Consider the following 25,611-nt stretch of genomic DNA (forward strand, 5'->3'; position numbering starts at 1 on the left):
ACAAATCCGAATGCAGGCGCGCGCTTTAGAGCATTATTTTTGACCGCGGTGTCTGTGCAACCACATCAGCTTATACGCAGCCGGAATAATGAATAGCGACAGCAATGGTGCGGTGATCATGCCGCCAATCATCGGTGCGGCTATGCGGCTCATGACTTCTGAGCCTGCTCCCGTCCCCCACAAGATAGGTAACAGACCCGCGATAATCACCGCCACGGTCATCGCTTTTGGCCGCACGCGCAGCACAGCACCGTGATATAACGCTTCATCCAGCTTGTCCGCCGTAAAGGTTTGCGGATTTTCCAGCGCGGGTTCGGCTTCAATAGCGTGGCGCAAGTACATCAGCATCACCACGCCAAACTCCGCAGCAACACCTGCCAGGGCGATAAATCCGGTTCCGGTTGCGACCGACATATGGAACCCCATCCAGTAAAGGAACCAGATACCGCCCACCAGCGCAAAAGGCACACTGGTGATAATCAGCAGCGCTTCGCCAAAGCGACGGAAGGCCAGATAAAGCAATACGAAGATAATCATCAGCGTCATTGGCACCATCAACTTGAGCTTATGGCTGGCGCGCTCAAGCAGCTCGAATTGCCCCGAAAACGCCACACTGGTCCCCGGCTTTAACTGGACCTTTTCAGCAATAGCCTTTTTCAGATCGTTCACCACTGAGACCATGTCACGATCTCGGGCGTCGATGTAAATCCAACTGGTTGGTCGCGCATCTTCGGTTTTCAGCATCGAAGGCCCCGAAACCACCGTCACATCGGCGACATCCGCCAGCGTAATTTGCTGTTTCATGGGCGTCAGAATCGGCAGATTACGCAATGCTTCCGGGCTATCACGATAGCTCTGCGCATAGCGCAGGTTGATAGGATAGCGTGCAATCCCTTCCACCGTTTCGCCCACCATTGCCCCTCCTACCGCTGAAGTGACAAACAGCTGCACAGCACCTACAGTCATGCCGTACCGGGCCGCTCTTTCACGATTAATATCTACGTTGAGATAGCGTCCGCCCACCAGACGCTCGGCCAGCGCCGAAGATACACCCGGCACGGTTCTGGCCACCTCTTCAATTTGCTCCGCCGTGGCGTCGATATCTGCCAGAACATTACCCGACACCTTAATGCCAATTGGGCTTTTGATCCCCGTAGAGAGCATGTCGATACGGTTACGAATCGGCGGAACCCACAGATTCGCCAGGCCCGGCAAGCGTACTGTTTTGTCCAGCTCGGCGATGATTTTGTCCATCGTCATCCCCGGACGCCACTGGTCCTGCGGCTTCAGTTGGATCGTCGTTTCAACCATTTCCAGCGGCGCGGAGTCTGTTGCGGTTTCTGCCTTACCGGTTTTACCAAACACGCGCGCCACCTCCGGAACGGTCATGATCAGCTTGTCGGTTTTCTGCAGCATGTCCGCTGCCTGCGCCGCTGAGATCCCCGGCAATGTCGAAGGCATATACAGCAGATCGCCTTCGTTAATCTGCGGCAGGAATTCACCACCGACTTTATTCAGCGGGTAGACAACCGTCAGTATTGAAAGCACCGCCACCAGAATGGTGGTCTTGGGCCAGTGCAACACCTTCAGCAACAACGGATGGTAAATACGGATCAGAAAACGGTTAAGCGGGTTGCTACTTTCGGCCGGTATTTTTCCACGGATCCAGAACCCCATCAGGATAGGAATAACCACAATCGCCAGAAATGCCGCGCCTGCCATCGCATACGTTTTGGTGAACGCCAGCGGGCCGAACAGTCGCCCCTCTTGCCCCTCAAGCGTGAAAATGGGGATAAACGACAACGTGATGATCAACAGGCTGATGAACAATGCCGGGCCGACTTCTACCGAGGCGTCAGTAATAACCTTCCAGCGCGTTGCGTTATCGAGCTTTTCATTCGGATGCTGATGCCCCCACTCTTCGAGCCGCTTATGGGCGTTTTCAATCATCACGATTGCGGCATCAACCATCGCCCCGACGGCAATGGCAATTCCCCCTAGCGACATGATGTTGGCGTTCAAACCCTGGAAATGCATCACGATAAACGCGATACACAGCCCCAGCGGCAAGGAAATAATCGCCACCAGCGCCGAACGCAGATGCCACAGAAACAGTGCGCACACCAGCGCCACGACGATAAACTCTTCCAGCAGCTTGTAGCTGAGGTTATCAATGGCACGATCGATGAGCTGACTGCGATCGTATGTTGTAACTACCTCTACGCCTTCCGGCAGGCTGCTTTTCAGCGTGTCGAGTTTGGCTTTAACGGCAGAGATCACCTCACGCGCATTTTTACCGGAACGCAGGATAACCACCCCGCCCGCGACTTCGCCTTCACCATTCAGTTCGGCGATCCCGCGGCGCATTTCCGGCCCAATCTGTACGCGCGCCACATCGCGCAGGTAAACAGGTACACCGTCGGCCCCTGTTTTCAGGACGATGTTATTAAAATCATCGAGCGTTTGCAGATATCCACTGGCGCGGACCATATATTCCGCTTCAGCCATCTCAACAGATGAGCCGCCCGCTTCCTGATTCGACGTATCCAGCGCCGATTTCACGTCCGCCAGGCTGATGCCATATTGCGTCAGCTTCATCGGATCGATAACGACCTGATACTGTTTAACCACGCCGCCTACCGAAGCTACTTCCGCCACGTTAGGAATCGTTTTTAACTCATACTTTAAAAACCAGTCCTGAAGAGAGCGTAATTCCGCCAGATCATGTTTCCCACTGCGATCCACCAGCGCGTACTCAAATATCCAGCCGACGCCCGTGGCGTCCGGTCCCATTTCCGCGCTAACGCCAGCCGGTAATTTTCCCTGAACCTGGTTGAGATACTCCAGTACGCGCGAGCGCGCCCAGTAAGGATCGGTACCATCTTCGAAAATGACGTACACGTAGGAATCACCAAACTGCGAGAAACCGCGCACGGTTTTCGCGCCGGGTACCGACAGCATGGTGGTGGTCAGCGGGTAGGTCACCTGATTTTCAACAATTTGCGGCGCCTGCCCCGGATAGCTGGTTTTGACGATCACCTGAACATCAGAGAGATCGGGCAGCGCATCAACCGGCGTATTGATGATGGTCCAGGTTCCCCAGACGCTAAGAAACAGCGCCCCCATCATCACCAGAAAACGGTTTGCCACCGAACGACGGATAATCCATTCAATCATTTATCATGTCCTCAGTGTGAATGGGTCGCCTGGGCTGGCATGGCGGCTGCGTCTTGCGCCTTACTGTTCTGGGCGCGCATACGGTCCAGTGCGCCAGAGATATTCGCTTCAGAATCAATCAGGAACAGGCCACTGGACACCACTTTTTCGCCTTCGGTCAGGCCGGAGCGGATAGCCGTCAGCCCCTGGGATTCATGGAATACCGCAACCTGTTTCGGCACAAATCGGCCTTCGTTATCAACGGTGATGACCCGCTGCTCGGTACCCGTATCAATCAGTGCTTTAGACGGGATCAGCAGCATTGGCTCGCTTTGTGTTTTCAGTTGTAGGTAAGCATTCATCCCGGGCTTGAGCGCCTCGTCGGGGTTATCGACCTGTAAACGGAGCTGGAGCGTACGCGTGGTAGCATCAACGCTTGGTAAGATACTCCACTTGCTGATGGTGAAAGGCTTATCCGGCCAGGCGGGCACGGTGATGGTAAATTGCGAGGCATCTTTAATCAGCCAGGCGATAGATTCCGGGACCGACGCGCTAACCCATACCGGGTCCATACCCTGAATTTTCGCGACCACATTGTCTTTGGAAATGTTCATACCGGTACGCAAATCGAATGCGGTGATCACCCCATCGATAGGCGCTTTCAGAGTAAAGCGGGTCTGAATTTTACGCGTCGATTTTAAGCGCTGAATATCCGCTTCAGGCATTCCAGCCAGACGTAATCTCTCCAGAATCCCTTCCACCTGCGTCGCGCTGCCGCCCGTTTCCCGCAGCAATAAATATTCGCTCTGCGCCTCAACCCAATCAGGAATAGTCAGGTCGATCAGCGGCGAACCCTTCTTAATTTTGTCCCCCACGGTCAGCGGGTAAACCTTCTCGATAAAGCCCGCAGAGCGTGCCTGGACAATAACAAACTGGTATTCGTTATAACTAACGTTGGCCGGGAAAGTTTGCGCGTAGTGCAGTGGTCCACGACGCACTGGCTCTGTTTTCAGCCCCAGGTTCTGGGTCTGTGTAGGATCGATGCGCACGCCTGGTGATGATGCGTTCGCGGTCTCTTCATCGGCATATTTCGGGATCAGATCCATATCCATAAACGGTGATTTACCCGGTTTATCAAAGCGCGTGTTCGGATACATGGGGTCATACCAGAACAACACTTTTCTGGCTTCTTTTTGCTGAACTGGTCCGGCTACAGACGATATTTTTGCCGATGAATAATAAGTATAAACACCGACAGAAATAATCCCGCCGGCAATCATGCTACCGAGAATAAGCGCGGTATTTTTAATATTTAAAGACGCCATAGTGATTTCCATTGCGCGATAGTCTCGCCCGCGTTCGCAAAAACCCGGGCAAGAATAAAAGAGACCAGCGAGAACGTTATTTACTGATGTGAATATCGCGTAACACAGAGAGATTTCCCTGCTGAACAAACGTAAACGCGACCTTATCGCCTGGCTTAATATCATCAGCCTTCGTATCAGCAACCAGCGTAAAGCGCATCGTCATGGCCGGCCAGTTCACCGCTGGAATAGGGTCATGTTTGATCGTGATTTTTTTACTCTCCATATCAACAGCTTCAATCACCCCGGTAGCGCTAATGCGTTGTTCCTGTTGAGCCGCTGGCTGCATATTCATCATCTCACCATGCTGATTCTCACTGGCCTGAGCGTTAAACATAACCACAGAGAAAAGGCTAAACAGTACGGCTTTGGCGGTAGTATTCATACATCATGCTCCTGAAAAGTTAATATTAAGGATTACTCCACCCAACCGCCGCCTAAGGCAGCAAACAGTTTAATTTCATTAACCTGTTGGGCGTAATTAAGATCGAGCAGCGATTGCCGCGTAGCGAATAAAGAACGTTCTGCGTCTAATACTTCGATATAGCTAACTGCGCCATTCTGATAAAGCGCTCTGGCGCGCTGTAGTGTGATTTGCAATGAATCCAGATAACGCTGCTGCCCACTAATTTGATCGGCAATGCTTTGGCGTAACACCAGTGCATCCGCCACTTCTTTAAACGCGTTCTGAATTTTTTGTTCGTAATTCACTACCGACTGTTGCTGGCGAATTTCTGCCAGGTCGAGATTGGACTGATTACGTCCGGCATTGAAGATTGGAATATCTATTTTGGGGACAAAATTCCACATGCCGCTGGAGGCATTAAATAAATTGGAAAGATCGCTACTGCTACTGGACACGGAACTGGTCAACGTTATCGACGGAAAAAATGCCGCCCGTGCAGCACCGATATTGGCATTTGCCGCCAATAATCCGTGCTCAGCTTCCATAATATCCGGGCGCTGCAACAGTATTTGCGACGAAAGCGATGGCGGCAGCGTTACCGGTTTAATATCCCCACGGCTGCGCGCCTGGTCATCGGGTAATTTCCCGTATGTACCCAGCAACAGTTGCAGCGCGTTATTGGCCTGTGCCAACTCACCTTTACGCTTGGCAATTTCGCTACGCGTACTTTCAATCACGCCGCGCGCTTGTTCCAACGCCAGTACGTTGGTGCTACCGGTTATCAGTTGCTTCTCTACAAAAGCATAAGAGCGCTGATAGTTTTGCAGCGTTTCTTCGGCAACTTGCAACTGCGCGTAAGCCAGACGCTGGTTGAAATAACTTTGCGATACGTTGGAAATTAATAAGATATGCACCGCCCGATGCGCCTCTTCGCTGGCGAAGAAGTTCTGCCGTTCGGCTTCACTCATATTTTTAAGCCGCCCAAAGAAATCCAGGTCGAAACTGAGATTGAGTCCAGCTTCGAATTGACGATCGGTGCTGCTATCACCTTTTAATTTACCGCTGTAGGTACCGCTGGAGCCTGCCGTGATTTGCGGATAACGGTCAGCGTCCGTGACGCCATACTGCGCTCGCGCTTCCTGAACCTTCAGCGTCGCCATGCGTAAATCGCGGTTATTGATCAGCGCTTCACCAATCAACGCCTTCACCTGGTCGTCAACAAAAAAGGTTCGCCACCCCGTGTCCTGGTATTCACCAGGAGCCAATACCAGGGAATTCTGGCTTAAAGAAAATTGCTGTGGCACCGGCAAGGCCGGGCGCTGATAGTCCGGCGCCAATGAACAACCAGCGAGCACGAATATAGCGCTGAGAGTAAGAAGCTTAAATTTGCTCATAGTTCTTCTCGTCCTGACCGGACTGATGTCCCTAAAATAAGTAGGAATTTATAGTCTTGTACTTTAACGAAGTGACTCTGTTTAACCGGTGACAGGAAAATGACAAAACTGTCATTTTCCCAATAACAGATTGCTATCCGATCCCGCTTCCCTAGAATTGAAAGTCCGCACAACCAGTGCGAGAAGGAGAATGCGATGAAGGTTTTGATAGTCGAAGATGAGAAAAAAACCGGTGAATACCTGACAAAAGGCCTGACGGAAGCGGGTTTTGTCGTGGATTTAGCGGATAACGGCCTGAACGGGTATCACCTGGCGATGACCGGCGATTACGACCTGCTCATACTCGACATCATGCTGCCGGATGTAAACGGCTGGGATATCGTGCGGATGCTGCGTTCCGCCAACAAAGGAATGCCCATTCTTCTCCTCACCGCACTGGGTACCATTGAACATCGGGTTAAAGGTCTGGAATTGGGTGCTGATGATTACCTGGTTAAACCGTTTGCCTTCGCGGAACTGCTGGCACGGGTCAGAACGCTGCTGCGCCGGGGCGCTGCGGTGATTGTTGAAAGCCAGTTTCAGGTCGCGGATTTAATGGTCGATCTGGTCAGCAGGAAAGTCACCCGCAGCGGTACGCGCATCACCCTGACCAGCAAAGAGTTTACGCTGCTTGAGTTTTTCCTGCGCCATCAGGGGGAAGTTTTACCCCGCTCACTGATCGCCTCCCAGGTCTGGGATATGAATTTTGACAGCGATACTAATGCCATCGACGTCGCCGTTAAGCGTCTGCGCGCCAAAATTGATAACGATTTTGAGCCGAAACTGATTCAGACCGTGCGCGGTGTGGGATATATGCTTGAGGTTCCTGATGGCCAGTAAACGATGGCGACGCCCTTTTTCGCTGGCGACACGACTGACCTTTTTTATCAGCCTGGCGACAATTGCTTCATTTTTCGCCTTTGCATGGATAATGATCCACTCCGTGAAAGTCCACTTCGCCGAGCAGGACATCAACGATTTACAAGAGATTAGCGCCACGCTGGAGAGGATTATTAACCAACCCAACGAGCCAGAATCACGCCGCCTGGAAACGCTAAAAAATGTGGTGTCGGGTTATTCGAACGTCATTATTTCTCTGGAAGATAGCAACCAGAAGGCCATTTTCCATTCGCCCAATGCGCCGGATCTCCGGCAGTTTATCGCCAGTGCAAGGCCGGATAAAAATGCTCATGCCAGCGATGTTTTTATTATCTCAGGCCCCACACTGCAAACCTCCAAACATATCCACGGACAGAAAACATCGTCTAACTGGCGAATGATTCGCCTGCCGGTAGGACAACTTGCCGATGGAAAACCAGCGTATACGCTGTATCTGGCATTATCGATCGACTTTCATCTGCACTATATTAACGATCTGAAAAACAAGCTGATTATGACAGCATCGCTGATTAGCATGATGATTGTTTTTATCGTGTTGTTCGCCGTATACAAAGGTCATGAACCGATTCGTAACGTCAGTCGTCGCATCCAAAATATCACCTCGAAAGATCTCGATGTACGCCTCGATCCGCAAGCTGTTCCTATTGAACTGGAACAACTGGTGAGTTCGTTTAATCACATGATCGAACGCATCGAAGACGTATTTAAACGCCAGTCGAACTTCTCAGCGGATATTGCCCATGAGATCCGCACGCCAATAACTAACCTCGTCACCCAAACGGAAATTGCGCTCAGCCAGACCCGCAGCCAAAAAGAGCTGGAAGATGTGCTGTATTCTAATCTCGAAGAGTTTGGCCGTATGTCGAAGATGGTGAGTGATATGCTGTTTCTGGCGCAGGCGGATAACAATCAGCTGATCCCAGAAAAAAAAGCGCTCAATCTGGCTGATGAGGTCGGTAAAGTGTTCGACTTTTTCGAAGCCTGGGCTGAAGAGCGTGAGGTTGGTTTACGGTTTGAAGGACGCGCATGCTGGGTTTCAGGCGACCCATTAATGTTACGCCGGGCAATGAGTAATCTGCTGTCAAATGCCATGCGCTATACGCCAAAAGGCGAGTCGGTAACCGTACGGGTGAAAGAGGCGGATGGCCAGGTGCAGATAGTCGTTGAGAATCCCGGAAACCCCATTCCCCCGCAACATCTTCCGCGACTCTTTGACCGCTTTTATCGAGTGGACCCTTCACGACAGCGTAAGGGCGAAGGCAGCGGCATTGGTCTGGCGATTGTGAAATCAATTGTGACTGCCCATCAAGGAAAAGTCTCGGTGACTTCCGACCCTCATGCCACTCGCTTTATTCTGACGCTGCCCAAGCACGCGATTTAATTTATGGTGATGACGCTTATACCCGTCATCACCTGTTGTCTGACACAACCGTCATAATCCTGTCACGCCACTGACAGCCCCTATTAATTATACTTTCTTCCGTAAACCCAAACAGGAGAAATATGATGAATAAGATGTCCTCTTTTTTAGCTATCGCGTTTTTTATTTCAGCTGGCGTTAATGCGGCAGAAACACCCAAAATGCATCAGCAGGCCGCAATGGCTCATGAAATGATGAATAACAGCGACGCTCCTGCACATCAACAAATGGCACAAGCACACGCCGCGCAAGCAAATAATTCATCGTCAATATCAACCAATGCGAAATCATTTTCACAAATGAATGAACATGAAAAAGCGATGGTTGTTCACCAATCGGTAAACAACGGCCATTCATTTGCTCATGAGGTACAGGCCGAGCAGCACCGCGCGCAGATCTCCACTCAGGGGTAAAGACGAACTATATTGACAACGACATCCATAAATACGCGAAGTTTGAATATTGTGGACTACTCTCCCCACGCGGGCCTGTTTATATACAAGCCCGCGTCCCACTTCATCGTTAATGTCAATATTAATAATTTATTAAATCCTTCTTCTAAAAGTGAATACATCTTAGTTCTCTACCCGGGTTGTATAAAATAAGTAAATAAACGGCTTGTTTTGTTGCGTATTACAGCATTCATCACCCCACCCTAATTATAAATTAGGATTCCCCCTGGTATGCTTCATTAATATTTAATGGGAGACTGCCGTCGTCGTAAACATGACAGTCCAAAAGTTCGTATGCCTATAAATAAATTTAATGATGATAGTGAGTAAAAAATGAATAAACGTCTGCTAACCCTCCTGGTCCTTGGCCTGACAACTGCCACAACAGCATGTGCAATTACCCCGGCAATGCAGAAAAAGTATGAACGTTCAGGTTGTACACAGATGAGTGAACTCAATGGCTGCGATGTGAATAAATCCTATCAGTGGAACCGCGATCATGGCTTTATTGAGAACAGCAACGGCCAGCAGAATCGTCATCATCATGGTGAAAAACAGCAAAATACCACTAACACGGATAACCACGATAATGCCGGTATTGATGGCAAATTCAGCGGAAATTACGTAGCCAAATTTGCCAATGGTCAACGCAGTGTTGATATTCACGTCGAAGATTCCGGCGTTTACGTCAATGGTAATGAAGTGCGTGACGTAAATACCTATAAGGATACGATGACCTTCCGTGTCGGCTATGCCACCTATACGATTAAAACAAATGGTCACGGTAGCTGGAATGACAGCGATGCAGGAAACGCAGGCAAAATTGTGCGTGAATAACGGATAACGCTAAAGAGCGCTGAGATCACAGCGCTCTCAAAAGCGATGCATTACAGTATGCCGTTTTAATACGGGAGTCAGGCATGGCTTTAACCCTCACGGTGCTGCTTGAAAACCGACGCGCTGCTGGCGCAGAAAAATCAATACTGGCCAAGCCTGGATTAAGTCTGTTAGTTCAGGATGAAACAACCACCATATTGTTTGATACCGGGCCGGATGGCAGCTTCATGCACAACGCTGCACAAATGGGCGTGGACCTGACCCAATTAACCGCCGTAGTGCTGTCGCACGGTCATTATGATCACTGCGGCGGCGTGCCATGGCTTGCGGATAACAGCCGTATCATTTGCCATCCCCAAATAGCCTGCGAACGGTACGCCTCAGTTACGGTTGCGGGAACACCACGAAAAATAAAAAAACTCTCGCGTGATAACAACTACTCTCGATTCATAATGGAATACACCCGCGAGCCGCTGGCTATCAGCGATCGCTTTTTGTGGTCCGGGGAAATCAGTGTCCCCACGCCACAGTCCTATGGCGTGATTAGCGAGAAAACACTCCAGCCAGATTACATCAGTGACGAAGGCGTATTGATCTATAAATCTGCACGCGGGTTAGTCATCATTACCGGTTGCGGGCATCGGGGAATAGAAAACATCGTACGCCATTGCCAGAAAATCACCGGGGTTAACAAAATTTATGCCCTGGTCGGTGGGTTTCATTTACGCGCCGCCTCCCCCGCTAAGCTATGGCGGACTCGACAATTTGTTCAGCAACAACAACCCGAAAAACTGCTCGGCTGTCATTGCACCGGTTCGTGGGGGCGATTGTGGCTACCGGGAACTGACGCCCCGGCAACGGGAGATGTGATTGTGCTGGCTGAGTAACAACAGTAAAAAGCAGCCCAAACAGCAATAAAAAACGGGAGCCTTACGGCCCCCATTTATCAGTCATCACTACATGGTGACAATTGCTGGCTCATCAAAGACGGTGAGTTTTGGCGCTTCACCGGTGTATTTTTCTGCGTATACCAGGCTGGTATTCCCGGCACAGCCGTTCGCCAGTCTTGAAGTCGGGATATCCGCCGTCAGCACGTTCGCGCCGCCATTTTTACAGATACCGTTTTCAATATCCGGCCATGCGCCTTCATGAATACAGATGATGCCCGGTTTGATGCCGTCGCTGACGTGCGCCCCAACCAGAACCTGTCCACGAGCATTCCATACGCGGACCAGATCGCCCTCGGCAATCCCTCTGGCTTTTGCGTCATCCGGATGAATCGTCACCGGTTCACGATTGGCAATCGCGTACTCTTTACGTAGCGACGCGTAGTTCAGCTGACTATGCAGACGATGTGCCGGGTGCGCCGTCAGTAGCTGCAGCTGATCTTTATCCGCAGTTCCTTTCCATTCATCCGGTTCAATCCAGGACGCATGCGGCGGACAGTCTTTATACTGATAGCCTTCAATCGTTTTCGAGTAGATTTCTATCTTGTCGCTCGGCGTTCCGAGTGCGTTCATCACCGGATCGCTGCGGAAATCCGCGTAGCGCACATATTTGTTATTCTTTTCATTCTCACGCATTTCGATCAGTTTATTCTGCTGCCAGAACGCGTTGAACTGAGGCATGGCAACACGCTGGGCGCGGGCGGCTTTTTGCGCGACGTCATAGAACTGCTTCAGCCACGCCATTTCATCTTTGCCTTCGGTGTAGACAGCTTTCCCCCCCGGCTTGAGCATCTCAGCCAGATCGGCAAAGACGTCAAAATCACTACGCGCTTCAAACTGCGGCTCAATGACCTGCTTCATCGGTACCAGATGCTGGTTACTGTAATCACCGGTCATGGTCAGATCGTTACGCTCAAACGAGGTGGTGATTGGCAGAACGATATCGGCGTGTTTGGCCGCAGCGGTCCAGTAGCATTCAGAGATGACAACCAGTTCAGGCTTCTGCCAGGCTTTGATTAAGCGGTTGGTATCCTGATGATGGGTAAAGTTAGCGCCGCCCGCCCACCAGATCATTTTGATATCCGGGAAGGTTTGCTCTTTACCGTTATGTTGATATTTGCCGCCTGGGTTTTCCAGCGCCTCGACAATTCTCGCTACCGGCAGGCTGGTCACCGCATCGGAAACCGCCCAGTCATTACCTGCCGATGACCCACCCTCAATTTTGGCGGAGATCGCCGGTAAGACTCCACCGATGCGCGTTGGATTACCGCCGTTGGAATAGTGATAAGAGAACCCGAAGCCGCCGCCTTCGGTACCAATTTGCCCCAGCATCGCCGCCAGAGTCACCAGCATCCAGTGTTTTTGCTCACCGTATTGCTGGCGCTGAATCCCCCAACCTGCCATGAGCATGGTTTTGTTGCTGGAGAAAATTTCCGCCAGCTTTTCCAGTTGCTCAGCAGGCACGCCACACACGCCAGATGCCCACTCGGCGGTTTTCTCTACTTTATCGCTCTTGCCGAGCAGGTACTCTTCAAACTGCGGATATCCGGTAGTGTATTTTTCCAGGAAGGCTTTGTCGTGAAGGTTTTTCTTCACCAACGTATGGGCAATCCCTAACATCATTGCCACATCGGTCCCCATATGTGGCGCAATCCAGGTCGCATTATCACCAAAGAACTCGATAGTTTCAGAACGCATCGGATCGATGGCGATGACGCTTTTCCCTGATTTCTTCAGCAGATTAAAGTATTCGATCCCTTGTTCATCCGTGCTGCTCCAGGCAATCTTAAGGGTGTTGAGCGGGTTCATCCCCCACAGCACCACGACCTGACTGTGCTCAAGCACCATCGGCCAGGTGGTTTGCTGCTCATAGACCTCAACCGATCCCACAACATAAGGCATGATCACCTGCGCGGCACCGGTTGAATAATCTCCGGTATGCCCAGCGTAGCCACCGGCCATGCTCATATAACGTTGCAGTAAGGTTTGCGCCTTATGCAGAACGCCGCTGGATCGCCAGCCATAAGAACCGGCAAATATCGAAGCGGGACCATAGCTGCTGCGGATCCGGCTGTGTTGTTCATGAATGAGCTTCAGCGCTTGCTCCCAGCTGACCCGCACGAAAGGATCGTTACCGCGTTTGCCATCCGCTTTACCCGGGTTTTCCAAATAGCTTTTGCGCACCATCGGATACTTAACGCGGATATTGGTATGAACCTGATCTGGCGCAGTTTGCTGTAATGAGTTCGGCACCGTTTTCGGCAACGCACCTTTTGAGGAAACCACTTTTCCGTCTTTTACTTCCACGTATACCGCACCCCAACGTGCTGCCGTCAGGATTGCTCCGCCATTCTGGCCTTCGGCCCAGGCTGGCATTGGGATCACCGAAGAAATCGCCATTGTCCCGGTTGCCGCGCCAGCCGTCTTAATAAAGTCACGTCTTGTGAGTTTCATGATTTCTCCTGATTGATCGCTTATTTATTCATGTCTTTAGCGTTGTACTGGAAGTAACGGCTCAGGATATCCAGTTCGGTTTCACTGATATTGGTGCGAGCGCCCATCCCTTTGGCTACTGAAGGCCAGGCGTTGAGCGTGAAATGATTCGCCGGAATTGGCGCATGACAGCCTGCGCAGTACACATTGTCGAGTTTGCGCGCGTAATCCCACATTGGTTCGCGGCTGGCGAGAGCGGAACCGCTCCATTCCCCCTGTAGCACGACATCTCGCCACGCATTGCCGTAGTCATCTTTTTTCCAGTCGGAGAGGATCTTCAGCGACTGTTGACCTTTTTCACTCAGGCTGGCAAGAATCAAACGCTGCCCTGCTGCGTAGTAAATAACCTGTTCACTTCCTTGCATCTGGCTACCGCGAATCTCGACCAGTCGCGCGTTGTCCGTTGTTTTCAGGACCTGCATTTTAGTTGCCGGGTAAACGGTTCCCAGATCGCCCAACGCGGTGTTGCTTACAGCATAAAGTTCAGTTGCTGAAGCTGGGGTGGAGGCTGACTGCGCTTCAAGCCCTTTAAGCGCGCTGTCATCCATTTTTATTTCAGGTGGGAAATGGGCGACGCCTTTATGGCAATCAATACAGGTTTGCTTTTCCGCGATGCCCATTTTGTGCATCTTCTGAGCATCCGCGCTTTGTGCGGTAAGATCCATGGAGTCCATACTGTGGCAGCTACGGCAGGTCGCAGAATCATTAGCCTTGAGCTGTGCCCAAACGGTTTGCGCCATCTCCAGACGGTGTTCTTCAAATTTTTCCGGGGTATCGATCTTTTTGGTGATGAACTGATGATAAACATCTTTTGAGGCCCGCAGCTTAGCCACCAGAAAATCCAGACCGCCCTCCGGGATATGACAGTCCGCGCACTCTGCGCGAATGCCTTTCTGATTCTGGAAGTGAACCGAGCCGGTATATTCTTCGTAGGGCGCCTGCATCGTATGGCAAGACAAACAGAATTCTGTACTCGAGGTTTTATGTAATGTCCATTGCCCCGCCAAAACAATAACTGCGCCAAGAACAATGCACAGCAGCATCGTCCATAGGATAGTTTTATTTATTTTTCTCATCTTTTATTTCCATCAGACGAATACCCTTTTAGAGGTAGACAATAAATATCCTAAAGCAGCTATTTATTGATATTCATCAAGCAAAGAGAGAAATAAGAATCAGCCAATGGGTAAGTTTGAAGGGGCTCGCATAATTAGTGAGAATGAAATGTAAATATCAAATTTCGTTTAAAATTAGAGTTTTATTCTACACGCAAGGTTTGATTATCCATTAACCACACAAACTTCAGAATAAAAATTCTATAAACAGTAAAAGTCGCTGAAGTTAATCCCGCGTTAACACTCGCTATATAATTAAATATACAATGAAAGCATATAAAAAAGAACCCTTTTCTATTTTGCGATTACACGTATTAATGAAGATACCTGTCTTACTATTTCGCTCACATATACATTACGGCCAGACATACGACACACACACATTTCATTGGCCCGCACTGATGCACACATTCTTGATCTGGTCACTTATTATACAGAAACAACTTTCGCTACACTCAGGGTAGAGGTAAAACAAACAGGAGGTAGTGAATATGTATCGCTCAATTCTGGTGCCCATTGATATCTCTGAAGCCGATCTCACTCGTCATGTTGTGCCGCAGGTCCAGGCGCATGCCAAAACCGCGAAGGTCCACTTTTTAGCAGTTATTCCTACCGTTCCGTTCTATGCCTCGCTGGGACTGGCCTACTCTACCGAATTTCCGGACAGAAGTGGTCTGCAGGCCAAGGCCAGCGAAAAACTCGAAGAGATTATTAAGCAGTTCAATATTCCTGCCGGCAGGACTCAGACCCACGTTGTTTACGGCCCGCCGAAGGATCAGATCCTCAAGCTGGCGGAGGCGGTTGACGCCGAGCTTATCGTCATCGCCTCACACAAGCCGGGGTTTAGCACTTATTTACTGGGTTCAACGGCGGCAGCCGTAGTCCGCCACGCGAAATGCCCGGTGCTGGTTGTGCGGTGATAGGGTTAAAACGGGAGCGAATGTGCTCCCGTTTTTCTGTGGCTCAGGCCATCACTCAGTTCTGATGATCCAGCCTGACAAATGCCAGCAGCAGCTGGCTCAACGCACCGTAGAAACCAAAGTCATCATATCGGCGGCATTTAGCGGTGAACTCCGGTAACCAGCGTAACAGCCCCGCCAGCGTTTCTCTGCGCAACGCATCAATACGCTGACGGCTCCCTCCTGGCTCACCAAGAGAAAAATGCAGATGACTCAGCAATTCGATAAAAATCGCCAGATGATCGGCTGATTCGCTAAACGTATCGCTTACCTGCATGCCCGTATCAGATAACAGTTGTTTAATGACCCCGTAGTTTGGCCCTTCTTCAAGATGAGCCGACGCATAGGGTAACGCGGCGTGTTTATCCGACATCAGGAACAGGCTGCAAAAATCTGCCGCCAGTTCCAGGGTAGCGTCTTCACGTACCTTGAGCGCGGCAATTTTCGCTTCCAGCAAAAGAACATCCGCCTCAAGCGACGGTTCACCTTTGAGTACGGTGAACCACTCAGTCATTTCGCTGGACTGCAATTGCGCTAATCCCTCACCGTCACGCTCCCGGGAAAACATTTGCGCCAACCATGCATAAACACAGGCCATCTGTTCTGTCGTCAGGGAGGTGTGTTTCATCATGACGTCACCTTCTGTGCCGGGACATATTCACACTGCGCCACCATTTTTATCGGGCCGCTGAACGCCGTCACGTTATCCACCTTACCGGTATATTTCTCAATTTCCACCAGCGTAGTATGCGCACTGGTCGCCTGCGCCAGCTGAGACGTACCGATATCTAGGGTTAACACGTTCGGATTGCCGTATTTACACAGCGCTCCGATTTCTCCTCCGTTATCAGGATCGTACCAGGCACCTTCATGGATGCGCGCCACGCCCGGCGAGTAGAGATCGGAGACAACCGCGCCGGCCAGCACTTGTCCACGCGCGTTAAATACACGAACTATATCGCCGTTGCGGATCCCCCTGACGCTGGCATCCTGCGGGTTAATAAACACCGGTTCTTTGCCACCTACCGCGTAATGCTTACGCAGCGCTTCGGACTCGCAGAGCTGTGAATGCAGACGGAAATCCGGGTGGACGGATTGCAGATGCAGCGGCCAACGTTGCGATCCAGGCCCACCGTGTGAACGTTCGATTTTCTCAAACCACATCGGATGCCCCTGGCAATCGTCATATTGCATATCGGCAATAGTTTTCGAATAGATCTCGATCAAACCGCTCGGCGTCCCCAGAGGTTCAAGGTCGGGATCTTCGCGGAAGGCCTGATGACGGACAAACATCTGCGGATGTTCGAATTCAACGTACTCCTGCTGATTCCAGAAAACGTCGAAAGCCGGGAGATGGACGCCGCGCCCTTTCCCCTGCTGGCTACCTTCCTGCCAGATCCGTTTTAACCAACCCATCTCATCCAGCCCTTCGGTGAAGGCTTCTTCACGATTAAAGCGGCGGCAAAGATCGCGGAAAATATCGAAATCATTACGCGCTTCAAACTGCGGCTGCACCAGCTGCTTCATAGCGATAATGCCGCGGTTGGAGTGGTTGCCATATTGGTCGAGATCGTTACGTTCAAACTGGGTCGTCGCCGGCAATACGATATCAGCGAATCGACAGGTCGAGGTCCACTGATTGTCGATGGCGATAACGGTTTCCAGCTTACGCCAGCCCTCAATAATACGGTTGATCTGCTGGTGACGATGGAACGGATTGGTCCCGGCAAAAACGCACATCTTCAACGGTGGCAGCTTGACGGTTTTACCGTTCCAGTTAATGCTCTTGCCGGGCTCCAGAATCGCATCGATAAAACGCGCGATCGGAATGGTACTGCTGTAGCCCTTATAATCGGTGCTGTCATGTACCGGTGGAACGGTGGTAGAACCAGAAAATCCGCTCAGGATAACGCCTTTACGACCTGGGGTGCCCGCGCCGTTGTAATGCCAGCCAAAGCCAAATCCCCCGCCGGGTAAGCCAATTTGCCCAAGCATTGAGGCCAGCACTACGATCATCCACGCCCACTGTTCCCCATGCTGCATACGCTGCACGCACCAGCCAGCAATAATTTGCGTTCTGCCCCCCGCCATCTGCCGAGCCAGTTCACGGATTGCCTCAGCATCAATCCCGCAGATTTTTTCCGCCCACTGAGCATCTTTAGGCTGTCCGTCACTTTCTCCCAGCAGATAAGGCAGAAATTGCTCAAACCCAACGCAGTAGTTCTCGAGGAAATGCTTATCGTAGAGCTTCTCGGTATACAGCGTGTGTGCCAGCGCCAGTTGTAGTGGCACATCAGCCTGCGGGTTTACGGCGATGTGCTTAACCTTGTCGCGGCCCAGGTAGTCATGAGTCGAGGTGACGACCGGGTCAACGCTGATGACCGAAATCTCGCCCCGCGCCACTTTATCCTTCAGTTGCTCGTAGTATTCGTAGACATCATGATCCGGGCACCACCAGTTCGCCTGCTGGTTTTTGATGAGGTCAGAACCCCACAGCACAATGGTTTTGCTGTTTTCGAGTACCAGTGGCCAGGAGGTCTGCTGTTCATATACCTCCATTGAACCCACCACGCGCGGCAGAATGACCTGAGCGGCACCGGTGGAATAGTCGCCCCCCGTACTCACGCTGTTGCCATGCAGCGCAATGGCACGCGCCAGCATCCCGGAAGCATTGTGGAACATCCCGGTCGATTGCCAGCCGCTGGCCGTTAGCAGCGCGCTCGGACCATAAGTCTTCTGAATGCGCTCCAGCTCCTGATAGAAGAAATCCAGCGCTTCATCCCACGAAACGCGCACAAAGCGGTTATCTCCACGTTGCGAGGTATCGCTCTGATGGCGTTTACGCAACCAGTCCACGCGGACCATCGGGTAGCGAATACGCGCTCCACCATGTACGTGATCCGGGAGTCCGGCAATCATTTTTGACGGGTATTTATCGCGCTCGAACGGCCTGGCCTCAATGAAACGACCGTCAACCACGGTGGCACGAATCGCCCCCCAGTGAGAACCGGTCAGAATCCCCTCTTTGACGCCTGCCCCCTGTACTTCTGCAGCATTAGCGCTACGCGGCGTGAGCAGCGAAGGCCCTAACATACCAGCTACGGTCAAGCCGCCCAGTTGCAGCAAAAAACGTCGGCGCGATGCCTGAAAGAGATCGTTATTTTTCATTGCTTTCTCCCTTATCGCCATGCGGCTTATCCGTAGTGTCAGAGGCATTCATCTGCAAATATTTCAGCAAGGTACGTTCTTCACGTTTATCCAGACTGGTAAATCCAATCATGCCGTTCAACGTGCCAATCCAACCGTTAGCATCAAAGTGTTCTTTCTCTGGTGCACCGTGGCATTGGTTACAGGTTCCGTTATAGAGCGAGTCGGCATAAGCCCAGATAGGTTTGATATCGTTGACCATATCGCCCTTCTGCATCCAGGCAGTGGCCTGCAATTTACTCCATGGCGTATTCGTTTCCGCAACGGTGGTTTGCTCCAGCGTCTTCACGTGCTGCTGGATGTCGCCACGAATGGAAGCCACAAAAATGCGCTTGCCCGGCAGTTGCGCCAACACGCGCTGACGCCCATTACTCTCGGTCCAGCCCACAATTTCAATTTGCAGCCAGTCACCATCACGCTTTAACACTTTCACTTCAGAAGCGGGCAGCAGTGAGCCTGCAGGTTCTTTATCACCTTTGGCGGCATAAATAGGTTTGATGTCCAGAGAGTAGAGCGTCTCGCCATCGTCGTTCGCCCTGGCGCGTAACTCATCAAACTGCTTGCGGAAACCGCTGCTCATATCGGGAAGCTGGTGTGCAATACCTTTATGGCAGTCGATACAGGATTGGTTGTCCTTGGCCGCAATCTTCATCTGGCGCGCAGCTTCAGGATGTTGTTTCGCGTGGTCCATCGCATCATAGTCATGACAAGAACGACAGGTCGCGGAGTTGTTCTCCTTCATTCGCGCCCATTCGCGCTCCGCCAGCTCAGCGCGTTTGGCTTCGAATTTCTCTGGAGTATCAATAGAGTGGGCAACAAAGGTTTGGTAAATATCGTTGCTGGCCTCCAGCTTACGTTTCACCATGCCTGGAATATCGGATGGAATGTGGCAGTCATGACATTCTGCGCGCACCCCGGAGGCATTCTGAAAATGCGCAGACTGTTTATATTCTTCGTAAACCGGCTGCATACTGTGGCAGCTCACGCAAAACTCGGTAGAACTCGTTAATTTAATACCAACGTGCGGCAAGACGATCAGCGCAATACCGACCACAATCCCGATAACGACCAGCGCCAACACTGACCAACGTGCGCTCGGTCTGAGCAGCGCCCTCCATAGTTTCCGCATAATAGCCCCTGTAATCTTATGGTTTAGTTACAGAGGATCTTATTTCTCAAATGTGAACAGCAACACTGGTCAGGATGAATGGCTTACGGCACAATGTGAACAGATATGAACAGAAAGAGAACGCCATCAAGATGCCGCATCACATTGTCATTGTTGAAGATGAACCCGTCACCCAGGCGAGGTTACAGGCATATTTTGAACAGGAAGGCTATCATGTCTCTGTCACCGCCAGCGGAGCTGGTCTGCGTGAAATCATGTCACAACATCCTGTCGATCTCATTCTGTTGGATATCAACCTCCCGGACGAAAATGGCTTAATGCTGACCCGCGCCCTGCGCGAACGCTCAACGGTGGGGATCATTCTGGTGACAGGTCGTAGCGATCAAATTGACCGGATCGTTGGCCTGGAAATGGGCGCTGATGATTATGTCACCAAGCCGCTGGAGCTACGTGAACTGGTGGTTCGGGTTAAAAATTTGCTCTGGTGTATCGATCTTGCCCGCCAGACACAGCCGGAGACCAAAGATAACTGCTATCAGTTTGCCGGATACTGTCTGAATGTCTCCCGGCATACCCTGGAGCTGGGCGATGAGACGATCAAACTCACCCGCGCCGAGTATGAAATGCTGGTCGCCTTTGTCACCAATCCGGGGGAAATTCTCAGCCGCGAACGTTTACTGCGTATGCTTTCGGCACGACGGGTAGACAATCCAGACTTACGCACCGTAGATGTACTGATCCGCCGTTTGCGCCACAAGCTACGGGCTGATTTACTGGTGACGCAGCACGGAGAAGGTTATTTTTTAGCGGCCGACGTGTACTGATACAGATAAACCGGACGGAACCCGCCAGGAGACAGCGAGCGTTGAACATGCTGGCTGTCGGCATTTTTCGGGGTGAGCACCAGGATCGGCGGACTGATATTTTCCGGTACCGGTTGCCCTTGTAGTACCCTGATCGCCTGTTGAATCGCCAGTTCACCTTGCCAGACCATCTGATCGCTGGCAGCCATAATGATTCTTTCGCGTTTAAGTCCGCGATACACCTGATGCGACAGGTAAAAAGAGACCACGGTGAGCGGCGTCCCCGGATTCCGCTTCTCTCCCATCGCCGCTTCCGCAGCAATTGCCGTACCGGCAACCACATCGACATCCGGGTGACGCTCAAGCATCTCCTGCAACAGGTTGCGCTGAACTTCAATATCATTATCCCCCAACGCCACATCCACGATGTTCACCTGACTACCGGCAATCGCCTGACGGAATCCTGCCACCATTTCGCGGCTGCCTCCGGCGTCATCAGGTCCTGGCAATAGCAGAACCTTTAACGGTTTGCCGCCGCTCCACTTGACCAGATAGCGGCCCGGCTGGTACCCCATCTGGAACCACGGAACGCCGACCCGTGCTTTCACCGTCGGATCGTGTATCGCATTCACTACCTCAATGACTGGCAACGCGCCTACCTGCGCGGAAAGATCCGGGAAGGTCGTCGTGCTGCTACCCAGCAATATGGCATCTGCTCCCCATTGCTGGCACTGGGCGATTTGTGTTTTTTGCGTGGAGAACTGACGATACCCTCCCGCCTCTAACACCTTCAGACTTACTCCGTATTTTCTCGCCGCCTCAAGCATGCCGTAATTCACGGAAAGCCAATAGGAGTCTTTCAGGCTGGGATACAGCGCGCACAGTTTCCAGACTTTGTTTGCAGTAACGTCCGATTGCAGTTCCGGGACTGCCTGCTGCGTATCCTGCCAGCGCAGCAATGCGGACCCGGCCGCATAACTCAAACCGGGAAAAAGCGTGATTAACAGGAAAACCAATACGCGCATGATAGCCTCAACATTGATAAGGCTTTATCCTAGTTGCTTTCCTCTTTTGGACTCAACCTTTTTAATCTGTGGCGACCAGACAGTGAATTTATCTCTGACCAAACGACTGTGGATAGGCTTTGCGCTGATGGCGGCACTGACTCTCATCAGTACGCTGACAGGCTGGTATAACCTGCGTTTTGTCAGCCAGGTTGAGCAGGCCAATACCCAGGCGCTAATTCCAACCATGGATATGGCGCGCCAGCTCAGCGAGGCCAGCGCCTGGGAACTGTTTTCCGCACAAAATCTGACCACCGCAGACAATGAAAATATGTGGCTGGCTCAGGGGAGAATGTTAACCGCCCAGAGCCTGAAAATAACCACATTACTCAAAACCCTTCGTGAACAGGGCTTTGATACTTCTGCCATTGAACAGCAGGAGAAAGAAATCGCCCGGTCGTTAAGCCATCAGGGGGAGATGGTTGGCGAACGCCTGAAATTACGTGCTCAACAGCAACAACTCAGCCAGCAAATTATTGAGGCCACCGCCGACGTTGCCGAAATGGCACGCGGACAGGCCAGTAATGCCGCCACGTCGGCGGGTGCGACACAGGCCAGCATTTATGATTTGATTGAGAGCCATCAGGGGCAGGCCGCTGAACACGCGCTGGACAGGCTCATCGATATCGATCTGGAATATTATAACCAGATGAATGAACTGCGCCTGAGTGCGCTACGCGTGCAGCAAATGGTCATGAACCTGGGGAATAACCAGGCGCAGAATAACCTGGCTGCGCTGGAAAACCAGTTGAATGCCGCCGTCAGAGTACTTCAGCGCCGACAAATACGTATTGAAGATCCCGTGGTGCGCACTCAGGTGGCCAACACCGTCAATACGATTAGCCAATATGTTGAGCTGCTGTCCCTTTATCGCCAGGATAATGACATCACGACCCAATTGCAGATCTTATCGCAGAATAATATCGAGCAATTTACCCGTTTCAGTAGCGAAGTCAGCCAGTTGGTGGAAACCATCGGCCAGCGTAATCAAAGTGGACTGGCGCATCTCAAACAGGCCAGCCAGCGCGGGCAACACTTGCTGCTGCTGTTAAGTGGCGTGTCATTATGTTTGCTGATTCTTATACTTTGGCGTGTGGTTTATCGCTCAGTCACTCGACCACTGGCACAGCAAACCCAGGCGTTACAGCGTCTGCTGGAGGGGGATATTGACTCCCCATTCCCGGAAACCGCAGGCGTTCGTGAACTGGATACCATCGGGCGGTTGATGGATGCCTTTCGCGGCAGCGTTCACGCCCTCAATAGCCATCGCGAACATCTGGCCGCACAGGTTAAAGCTCGCACCGCCGAGCTGCGTTCTATGGTATCTGAACACCGACAGGCCCGTGCAGAAGCTGAAAAAGCTAACCAGGCAAAATCGGCATTTCTTGCCGCCATGAGCCATGAAATACGCACCCCGCTGTATGGTATCCTCGGCACAGCGCAGTTGCTCTCAGACAATCCCTCCCTGGCACAGCATCGGGAAAATCTACGCGCAATCACCGACTCGGGCGAGTCTCTGCTGACCATCCTCAACGATATCCTGGACTATTCCGCCATCGAAGCCGGTGGAAAAAATGTGGCGATAGGCGATGAGCCTTTTGAACCCAACCCCTTGCTGGAAAGTACGCTTCAACTCATGAACAGCCGCGTTGCTGGTCGCCCGGTCGTGCTGGTTGCGGATTTTGCCAATGACGTTCCCGCTTCCCTGCGTGGCGATCCGCGCCGCATCCGGCAAATCATTACTAATTTATTAAACAACGCACTACGCTTTACCGATCGGGGACACATCATCCTGCGTAGCCGATGTGAGGGCAAAAACTGGTACATCGAGGTTGAAGATACAGGATGTGGAATTGACCCTGCCCGCCAGCACGATATTTTTCAGCCGTTTGTTCAGGTAAGCAGTAAACGAGGTGGAACCGGACTCGGACTAACCATCAGCGCCAGTCTTGCCCAGGCAATGCAGGGAGAGCTGAGCGTCACCAGCACACCCGGCGTCGGGAGTTGTTTCCAGCTGCGTCTGCCATTGCGGGCAACCACGATGCCCATCATGAAACCCGCACAACGCTCCATATCGTTACAGGGCTTACGCTTATTGCTTATCGAGGATAATCCTCTTACACAACGTATCAGTACTGAAATGCTCATCCTCAATGGCGCACAGGTTACTGCTGCCAGCAGTGCCGCTGAGGCGCTAAAAATATTGCAGGAAGATACACACTACAATGCTGCTCTGGTTGATTTCGATCTTCCTGATATCGACGGGATCACGCTGGCACAGCAGTTAGCCCACGACTATCCGGCACTTAACCTGATCGGCTTTAGCGCGCACGTCATCGACGAAACGCTAAGCCAAAGAACCAGCACCCTGTTCCTTGGGATTATTCAAAAACCAGTCCCCCGGGATGAACTCAGTCGACTTATTACGCATTATCTGCACGGTAGTGCGACTCTCCCGCTTGCATCAGAAAATAACAACAAACGGTTAGATTTTCAGCAATTGGCTGGAGATATCCAGGTTATGGGGTGGCAAAAGGTGCACGAATGGTTAGCGCTCTTTAAGCAACACACTCTTCCTGTATTAGATGAGATTGACGCTGCCCGCGCAGCACATGACGACGAGCAGATAAAACGTCTGATGCATCAGCTAAAAAGCAGCTGCGCCAGCATGGGAATGCGCTCAGCCAGCACGATGTGTGCAGCACTTGAACAGCAGCCGTTGGGTGATTTTTCACTCAGAGAGGAGATCCAACAAAGTCTTTATGAGGTAGAACGTTGGCTGGAAAAAGAAAAACCGTCCCGCGCGTAACGGTACGTTGAAGCTGAGCATAGGGACTAACTTTAAATGGTACGCCCTGTAGGATTCGAACCTACGACCTACGGCTTAGAAGGCCGTTGCTCTATCCAACTGAGCTAAGGGCGCATTGCGAAGTGATTACTTCATGCAGATGAAACGCGTGAATTATACGGTCAGCGCCTGCTGAGTCAATGCCTTTTGTTTCAGTTGCTGGCGAAGTGAACGAATGTTGATTTTTTCTGCTTGTTCAAGGGTATCCAGGAAATCGCCTGGTAACAACTCAGCCCACGAAACGCCAGATTTAGGGATACATGTATTTAGAATATTTATGATTTTGCTTAACATTCCCTTACCCCTCCAGCGGTTCAGGAACTCTTTAATGTTAAGTATCGCCATCAAGGAAGAAAACAGTCACTTCGAACATGGACTAAAAATTATCATCTCCCATTTGGCAAATCAGTGGCATCAGGAGATTTGCTTTTTGCCTGTCGAGGATATCGATCGCGCTGACATCGCGTTTATTTCCCTGGATGAAGATTGGCTCAGCGCCGATTGCTATCAGATTCCGGTCCATACCCGCCGCCAACACCGGGTTGTCATCTGCAACAGAAACGATAAAGATAAGCTGATGTTCCGGCCCTGCCTGTACATGTTGCCACTGATCTATCGGGAAGATGACGTTGAGGAAATGACTAAAAAATTAGTCCTCATCCTGCAAAAACGTGCGCTGCGCAACAACGTGCCCGCAACTATCTGCCATTACTGCACCACTCGCAACTTTTCTATCGAAGAACGTCAGTTCTTAATGTTTCTCGCCAGCGGCTATACCTTAGCCGAAACGGCTCACTTGCTCTCGGTAAGCGAAATTCAGGCTAAAGCCACCCGTCGCAGCATTATGAAAAAGCTGCATGTGAAAAACGATCAGCAATTCTTAAGATACATCCGGGCGCATCTGAACTTTCTACAAAATTAGGTGGCATCTCTCTGCCTGATTTTTTATTGAGAAAAATCTCATCACCAATTAAGTATCGGCACCTACTGTACCTATCTCCATGCTGCCAGAATAATCCTGGCTTACTATTTCCGGGGTAACAGAAAGACACACCCGGTAATATTTTATCTAATCCCA

Annotated in this window: 20 protein-coding genes and 1 tRNA gene; 9 read left to right on the plus strand and 12 right to left on the minus strand. The window is 51.3% G+C overall.

Going from position 1 to position 25,611, the window contains the following annotated elements:
* Positions 1 to 33: 33 nt before the first annotated feature.
* From JQN59_RS16775 to JQN59_RS16790, 4 genes are all read right to left on the minus strand, one after another.
* Positions 34 to 3,177: a CusA/CzcA family heavy metal efflux RND transporter gene (locus tag JQN59_RS16775; RefSeq protein ID WP_008784025.1), complete on the minus strand. Its 3,144-nt coding sequence runs from the start codon at positions 3,175 to 3,177 to the stop codon at positions 34 to 36.
* An 11-nt stretch (positions 3,178 to 3,188) separates the two neighbouring features.
* Positions 3,189 to 4,481, minus strand: coding sequence for an efflux RND transporter periplasmic adaptor subunit (locus tag JQN59_RS16780; RefSeq protein ID WP_008784024.1), 1,293 nt, complete (start codon positions 4,479 to 4,481; stop codon positions 3,189 to 3,191).
* 76 nt (positions 4,482 to 4,557) lie between these two features.
* Positions 4,558 to 4,905: a cation efflux system protein CusF gene (gene cusF / locus JQN59_RS16785; RefSeq protein ID WP_032942611.1), complete on the minus strand. Its 348-nt coding sequence runs from the start codon at positions 4,903 to 4,905 to the stop codon at positions 4,558 to 4,560.
* A 32-nt stretch (positions 4,906 to 4,937) separates the two neighbouring features.
* Positions 4,938 to 6,320, minus strand: a complete 1,383-nt coding sequence (locus tag JQN59_RS16790) for an efflux transporter outer membrane subunit (RefSeq protein ID WP_048214747.1) — start codon at positions 6,318 to 6,320, stop codon at positions 4,938 to 4,940.
* Positions 6,321 to 6,515: 195 nt separating this feature from the next.
* Between JQN59_RS16790 and cusR the strand changes: the two genes are divergently transcribed.
* From cusR to JQN59_RS16815, 5 genes are all read left to right on the plus strand, one after another.
* Complete coding sequence (gene cusR / locus JQN59_RS16795; protein WP_048226190.1) at positions 6,516 to 7,199, plus strand: copper response regulator transcription factor CusR; 684 nt, start codon at positions 6,516 to 6,518, stop codon at positions 7,197 to 7,199.
* Positions 7,189 to 8,640, plus strand: a complete 1,452-nt coding sequence (locus tag JQN59_RS16800; protein WP_128317225.1) for a Cu(+)/Ag(+) sensor histidine kinase — start codon at positions 7,189 to 7,191, stop codon at positions 8,638 to 8,640. The genes cusR and JQN59_RS16800 overlap by 11 nt, the downstream gene beginning before the upstream one ends.
* A gap of 125 nt (positions 8,641 to 8,765) precedes the next feature.
* Positions 8,766 to 9,092, plus strand: coding sequence for a hypothetical protein (locus tag JQN59_RS16805; protein ID WP_048214749.1), 327 nt, complete (start codon positions 8,766 to 8,768; stop codon positions 9,090 to 9,092).
* Between the two features lie 372 nt (positions 9,093 to 9,464).
* A complete protein-coding gene (locus tag JQN59_RS16810; protein WP_008784020.1) occupies positions 9,465 to 9,968 on the plus strand; it encodes a hypothetical protein in 504 nt (167 codons plus the stop codon).
* An 83-nt stretch (positions 9,969 to 10,051) separates the two neighbouring features.
* Positions 10,052 to 10,855 carry an MBL fold metallo-hydrolase gene (locus JQN59_RS16815; protein WP_149607755.1) on the plus strand — a complete coding sequence of 268 codons (804 nt, stop codon included), beginning with the start codon at positions 10,052 to 10,054 and terminating at the stop codon, positions 10,853 to 10,855.
* A 69-nt stretch (positions 10,856 to 10,924) separates the two neighbouring features.
* Here the strand turns inward: JQN59_RS16815 and JQN59_RS16820 are convergent, their stop codons facing one another.
* A complete protein-coding gene (locus JQN59_RS16820) occupies positions 10,925 to 13,369 on the minus strand; it encodes a trimethylamine-N-oxide reductase 2 (RefSeq protein ID WP_204528092.1) in 2,445 nt (814 codons plus the stop codon).
* A gap of 20 nt (positions 13,370 to 13,389) precedes the next feature.
* Positions 13,390 to 14,484 (minus strand): NapC/NirT family cytochrome c, encoded by a 1,095-nt coding sequence (locus JQN59_RS16825; RefSeq protein ID WP_103015048.1) that lies wholly within the window; start codon positions 14,482 to 14,484, stop codon positions 13,390 to 13,392.
* Between the two features lie 530 nt (positions 14,485 to 15,014).
* Between JQN59_RS16825 and uspF the strand changes: the two genes are divergently transcribed.
* Positions 15,015 to 15,443 carry a universal stress protein UspF gene (gene uspF / locus JQN59_RS16830; protein WP_003831130.1) on the plus strand — a complete coding sequence of 143 codons (429 nt, stop codon included), beginning with the start codon at positions 15,015 to 15,017 and terminating at the stop codon, positions 15,441 to 15,443.
* Positions 15,444 to 15,498: 55 nt separating this feature from the next.
* On the opposite strand, the gene torD is transcribed toward uspF, so the two are convergent.
* Genes torD through torC form a run of 3 tightly spaced genes read right to left on the minus strand, consistent with a single transcriptional unit; the run spans position 15,499 to position 19,818 of the window.
* Entirely contained in the window at positions 15,499 to 16,113 is a 615-nt protein-coding gene (gene torD / locus JQN59_RS16835; RefSeq protein ID WP_103015047.1) for a molecular chaperone TorD, read from the minus strand.
* Complete coding sequence (gene torA / locus JQN59_RS16840) at positions 16,110 to 18,650, minus strand: trimethylamine-N-oxide reductase TorA (protein ID WP_149607756.1); 2,541 nt, start codon at positions 18,648 to 18,650, stop codon at positions 16,110 to 16,112. The genes torD and torA overlap by 4 nt, the downstream gene beginning before the upstream one ends.
* Entirely contained in the window at positions 18,640 to 19,818 is a 1,179-nt protein-coding gene (torC, locus tag JQN59_RS16845) for a pentaheme c-type cytochrome TorC (RefSeq protein WP_003831126.1), read from the minus strand. Before torC ends, torA begins: the two co-directional genes overlap by 11 nt.
* 131 nt (positions 19,819 to 19,949) lie before the next feature.
* Here torC and torR point away from each other — a divergent pair, with 131 nt between their 5' ends.
* Positions 19,950 to 20,642: a two-component system response regulator TorR gene (gene torR / locus JQN59_RS16850; protein WP_204528213.1), complete on the plus strand. Its 693-nt coding sequence runs from the start codon at positions 19,950 to 19,952 to the stop codon at positions 20,640 to 20,642.
* Here the strand turns inward: torR and torT are convergent.
* Positions 20,615 to 21,646, minus strand: a complete 1,032-nt coding sequence (gene torT, locus JQN59_RS16855) for a TMAO reductase system periplasmic protein TorT (protein WP_149607757.1) — start codon at positions 21,644 to 21,646, stop codon at positions 20,615 to 20,617. The two genes, torR and torT, sit on opposite strands and share 28 nt — an antisense overlap.
* A gap of 82 nt (positions 21,647 to 21,728) precedes the next feature.
* Here torT and torS point away from each other — a divergent pair, with 82 nt between their 5' ends.
* Complete coding sequence (torS, locus tag JQN59_RS16860; RefSeq protein ID WP_149607758.1) at positions 21,729 to 24,494, plus strand: TMAO reductase system sensor histidine kinase/response regulator TorS; 2,766 nt, start codon at positions 21,729 to 21,731, stop codon at positions 24,492 to 24,494.
* 37 nt (positions 24,495 to 24,531) lie between these two features.
* Here torS and JQN59_RS16865 read toward each other — a convergent pair.
* Positions 24,532 to 24,608: transfer RNA gene (locus tag JQN59_RS16865), tRNA-Arg, on the minus strand.
* A 39-nt stretch (positions 24,609 to 24,647) separates the two neighbouring features.
* Entirely contained in the window at positions 24,648 to 24,827 is a 180-nt protein-coding gene (locus tag JQN59_RS16870; RefSeq protein ID WP_003831122.1) for a hypothetical protein, read from the minus strand.
* A 34-nt stretch (positions 24,828 to 24,861) separates the two neighbouring features.
* Between JQN59_RS16870 and fimW the strand changes: the two genes are divergently transcribed.
* Complete coding sequence (fimW, locus tag JQN59_RS16875) at positions 24,862 to 25,455, plus strand: fimbria biosynthesis transcriptional regulator FimW (protein ID WP_008784010.1); 594 nt, start codon at positions 24,862 to 24,864, stop codon at positions 25,453 to 25,455.
* The last annotated feature ends 156 nt before the right edge of the window (positions 25,456 to 25,611 follow it).

The organism is Citrobacter sp. B72, from assembly GCF_016894305.1.
Classification (GTDB): domain Bacteria; phylum Pseudomonadota; class Gammaproteobacteria; order Enterobacterales; family Enterobacteriaceae; genus Citrobacter; species Citrobacter portucalensis.

What these genes read in the sequence shown, in the direction of transcription:
- uspF (WP_003831130.1), top strand. Translation starts at nt 15,015, where the DNA reads ATGTATCGCTCAATTCTGGTGCCCATTGATATCTCTGAAGCCGATCTC.
- torD (WP_103015047.1), bottom strand. Translation starts at nt 16,113, where the DNA reads ATGATGAAACACACCTCCCTGACGACAGAACAGATGGCCTGTGTTTAT.
- JQN59_RS16810 (WP_008784020.1), top strand. Translation starts at nt 9,465, where the DNA reads ATGAATAAACGTCTGCTAACCCTCCTGGTCCTTGGCCTGACAACTGCC.
- JQN59_RS16780 (WP_008784024.1), bottom strand. Translation starts at nt 4,481, where the DNA reads ATGGCGTCTTTAAATATTAAAAATACCGCGCTTATTCTCGGTAGCATG.
- JQN59_RS16825 (WP_103015048.1), bottom strand. Translation starts at nt 14,484, where the DNA reads ATGAGAAAAATAAATAAAACTATCCTATGGACGATGCTGCTGTGCATT.
- JQN59_RS16820 (WP_204528092.1), bottom strand. Translation starts at nt 13,369, where the DNA reads ATGAAACTCACAAGACGTGACTTTATTAAGACGGCTGGCGCGGCAACC.
- torT (WP_149607757.1), bottom strand. Translation starts at nt 21,646, where the DNA reads ATGCGCGTATTGGTTTTCCTGTTAATCACGCTTTTTCCCGGTTTGAGT.
- JQN59_RS16800 (WP_128317225.1), top strand. Translation starts at nt 7,189, where the DNA reads ATGGCCAGTAAACGATGGCGACGCCCTTTTTCGCTGGCGACACGACTG.
- cusF (WP_032942611.1), bottom strand. Translation starts at nt 4,905, where the DNA reads ATGAATACTACCGCCAAAGCCGTACTGTTTAGCCTTTTCTCTGTGGTT.
- torA (WP_149607756.1), bottom strand. Translation starts at nt 18,650, where the DNA reads ATGAAAAATAACGATCTCTTTCAGGCATCGCGCCGACGTTTTTTGCTG.
- JQN59_RS16805 (WP_048214749.1), top strand. Translation starts at nt 8,766, where the DNA reads ATGAATAAGATGTCCTCTTTTTTAGCTATCGCGTTTTTTATTTCAGCT.
- JQN59_RS16815 (WP_149607755.1), top strand. Translation starts at nt 10,052, where the DNA reads ATGGCTTTAACCCTCACGGTGCTGCTTGAAAACCGACGCGCTGCTGGC.
- fimW (WP_008784010.1), top strand. Translation starts at nt 24,862, where the DNA reads ATGTTAAGTATCGCCATCAAGGAAGAAAACAGTCACTTCGAACATGGA.
- torC (WP_003831126.1), bottom strand. Translation starts at nt 19,818, where the DNA reads ATGCGGAAACTATGGAGGGCGCTGCTCAGACCGAGCGCACGTTGGTCA.
- JQN59_RS16775 (WP_008784025.1), bottom strand. Translation starts at nt 3,177, where the DNA reads ATGATTGAATGGATTATCCGTCGTTCGGTGGCAAACCGTTTTCTGGTG.
- JQN59_RS16790 (WP_048214747.1), bottom strand. Translation starts at nt 6,320, where the DNA reads ATGAGCAAATTTAAGCTTCTTACTCTCAGCGCTATATTCGTGCTCGCT.
- cusR (WP_048226190.1), top strand. Translation starts at nt 6,516, where the DNA reads ATGAAGGTTTTGATAGTCGAAGATGAGAAAAAAACCGGTGAATACCTG.
- JQN59_RS16870 (WP_003831122.1), bottom strand. Translation starts at nt 24,827, where the DNA reads ATGTTAAGCAAAATCATAAATATTCTAAATACATGTATCCCTAAATCT.
- torR (WP_204528213.1), top strand. Translation starts at nt 19,950, where the DNA reads ATGCCGCATCACATTGTCATTGTTGAAGATGAACCCGTCACCCAGGCG.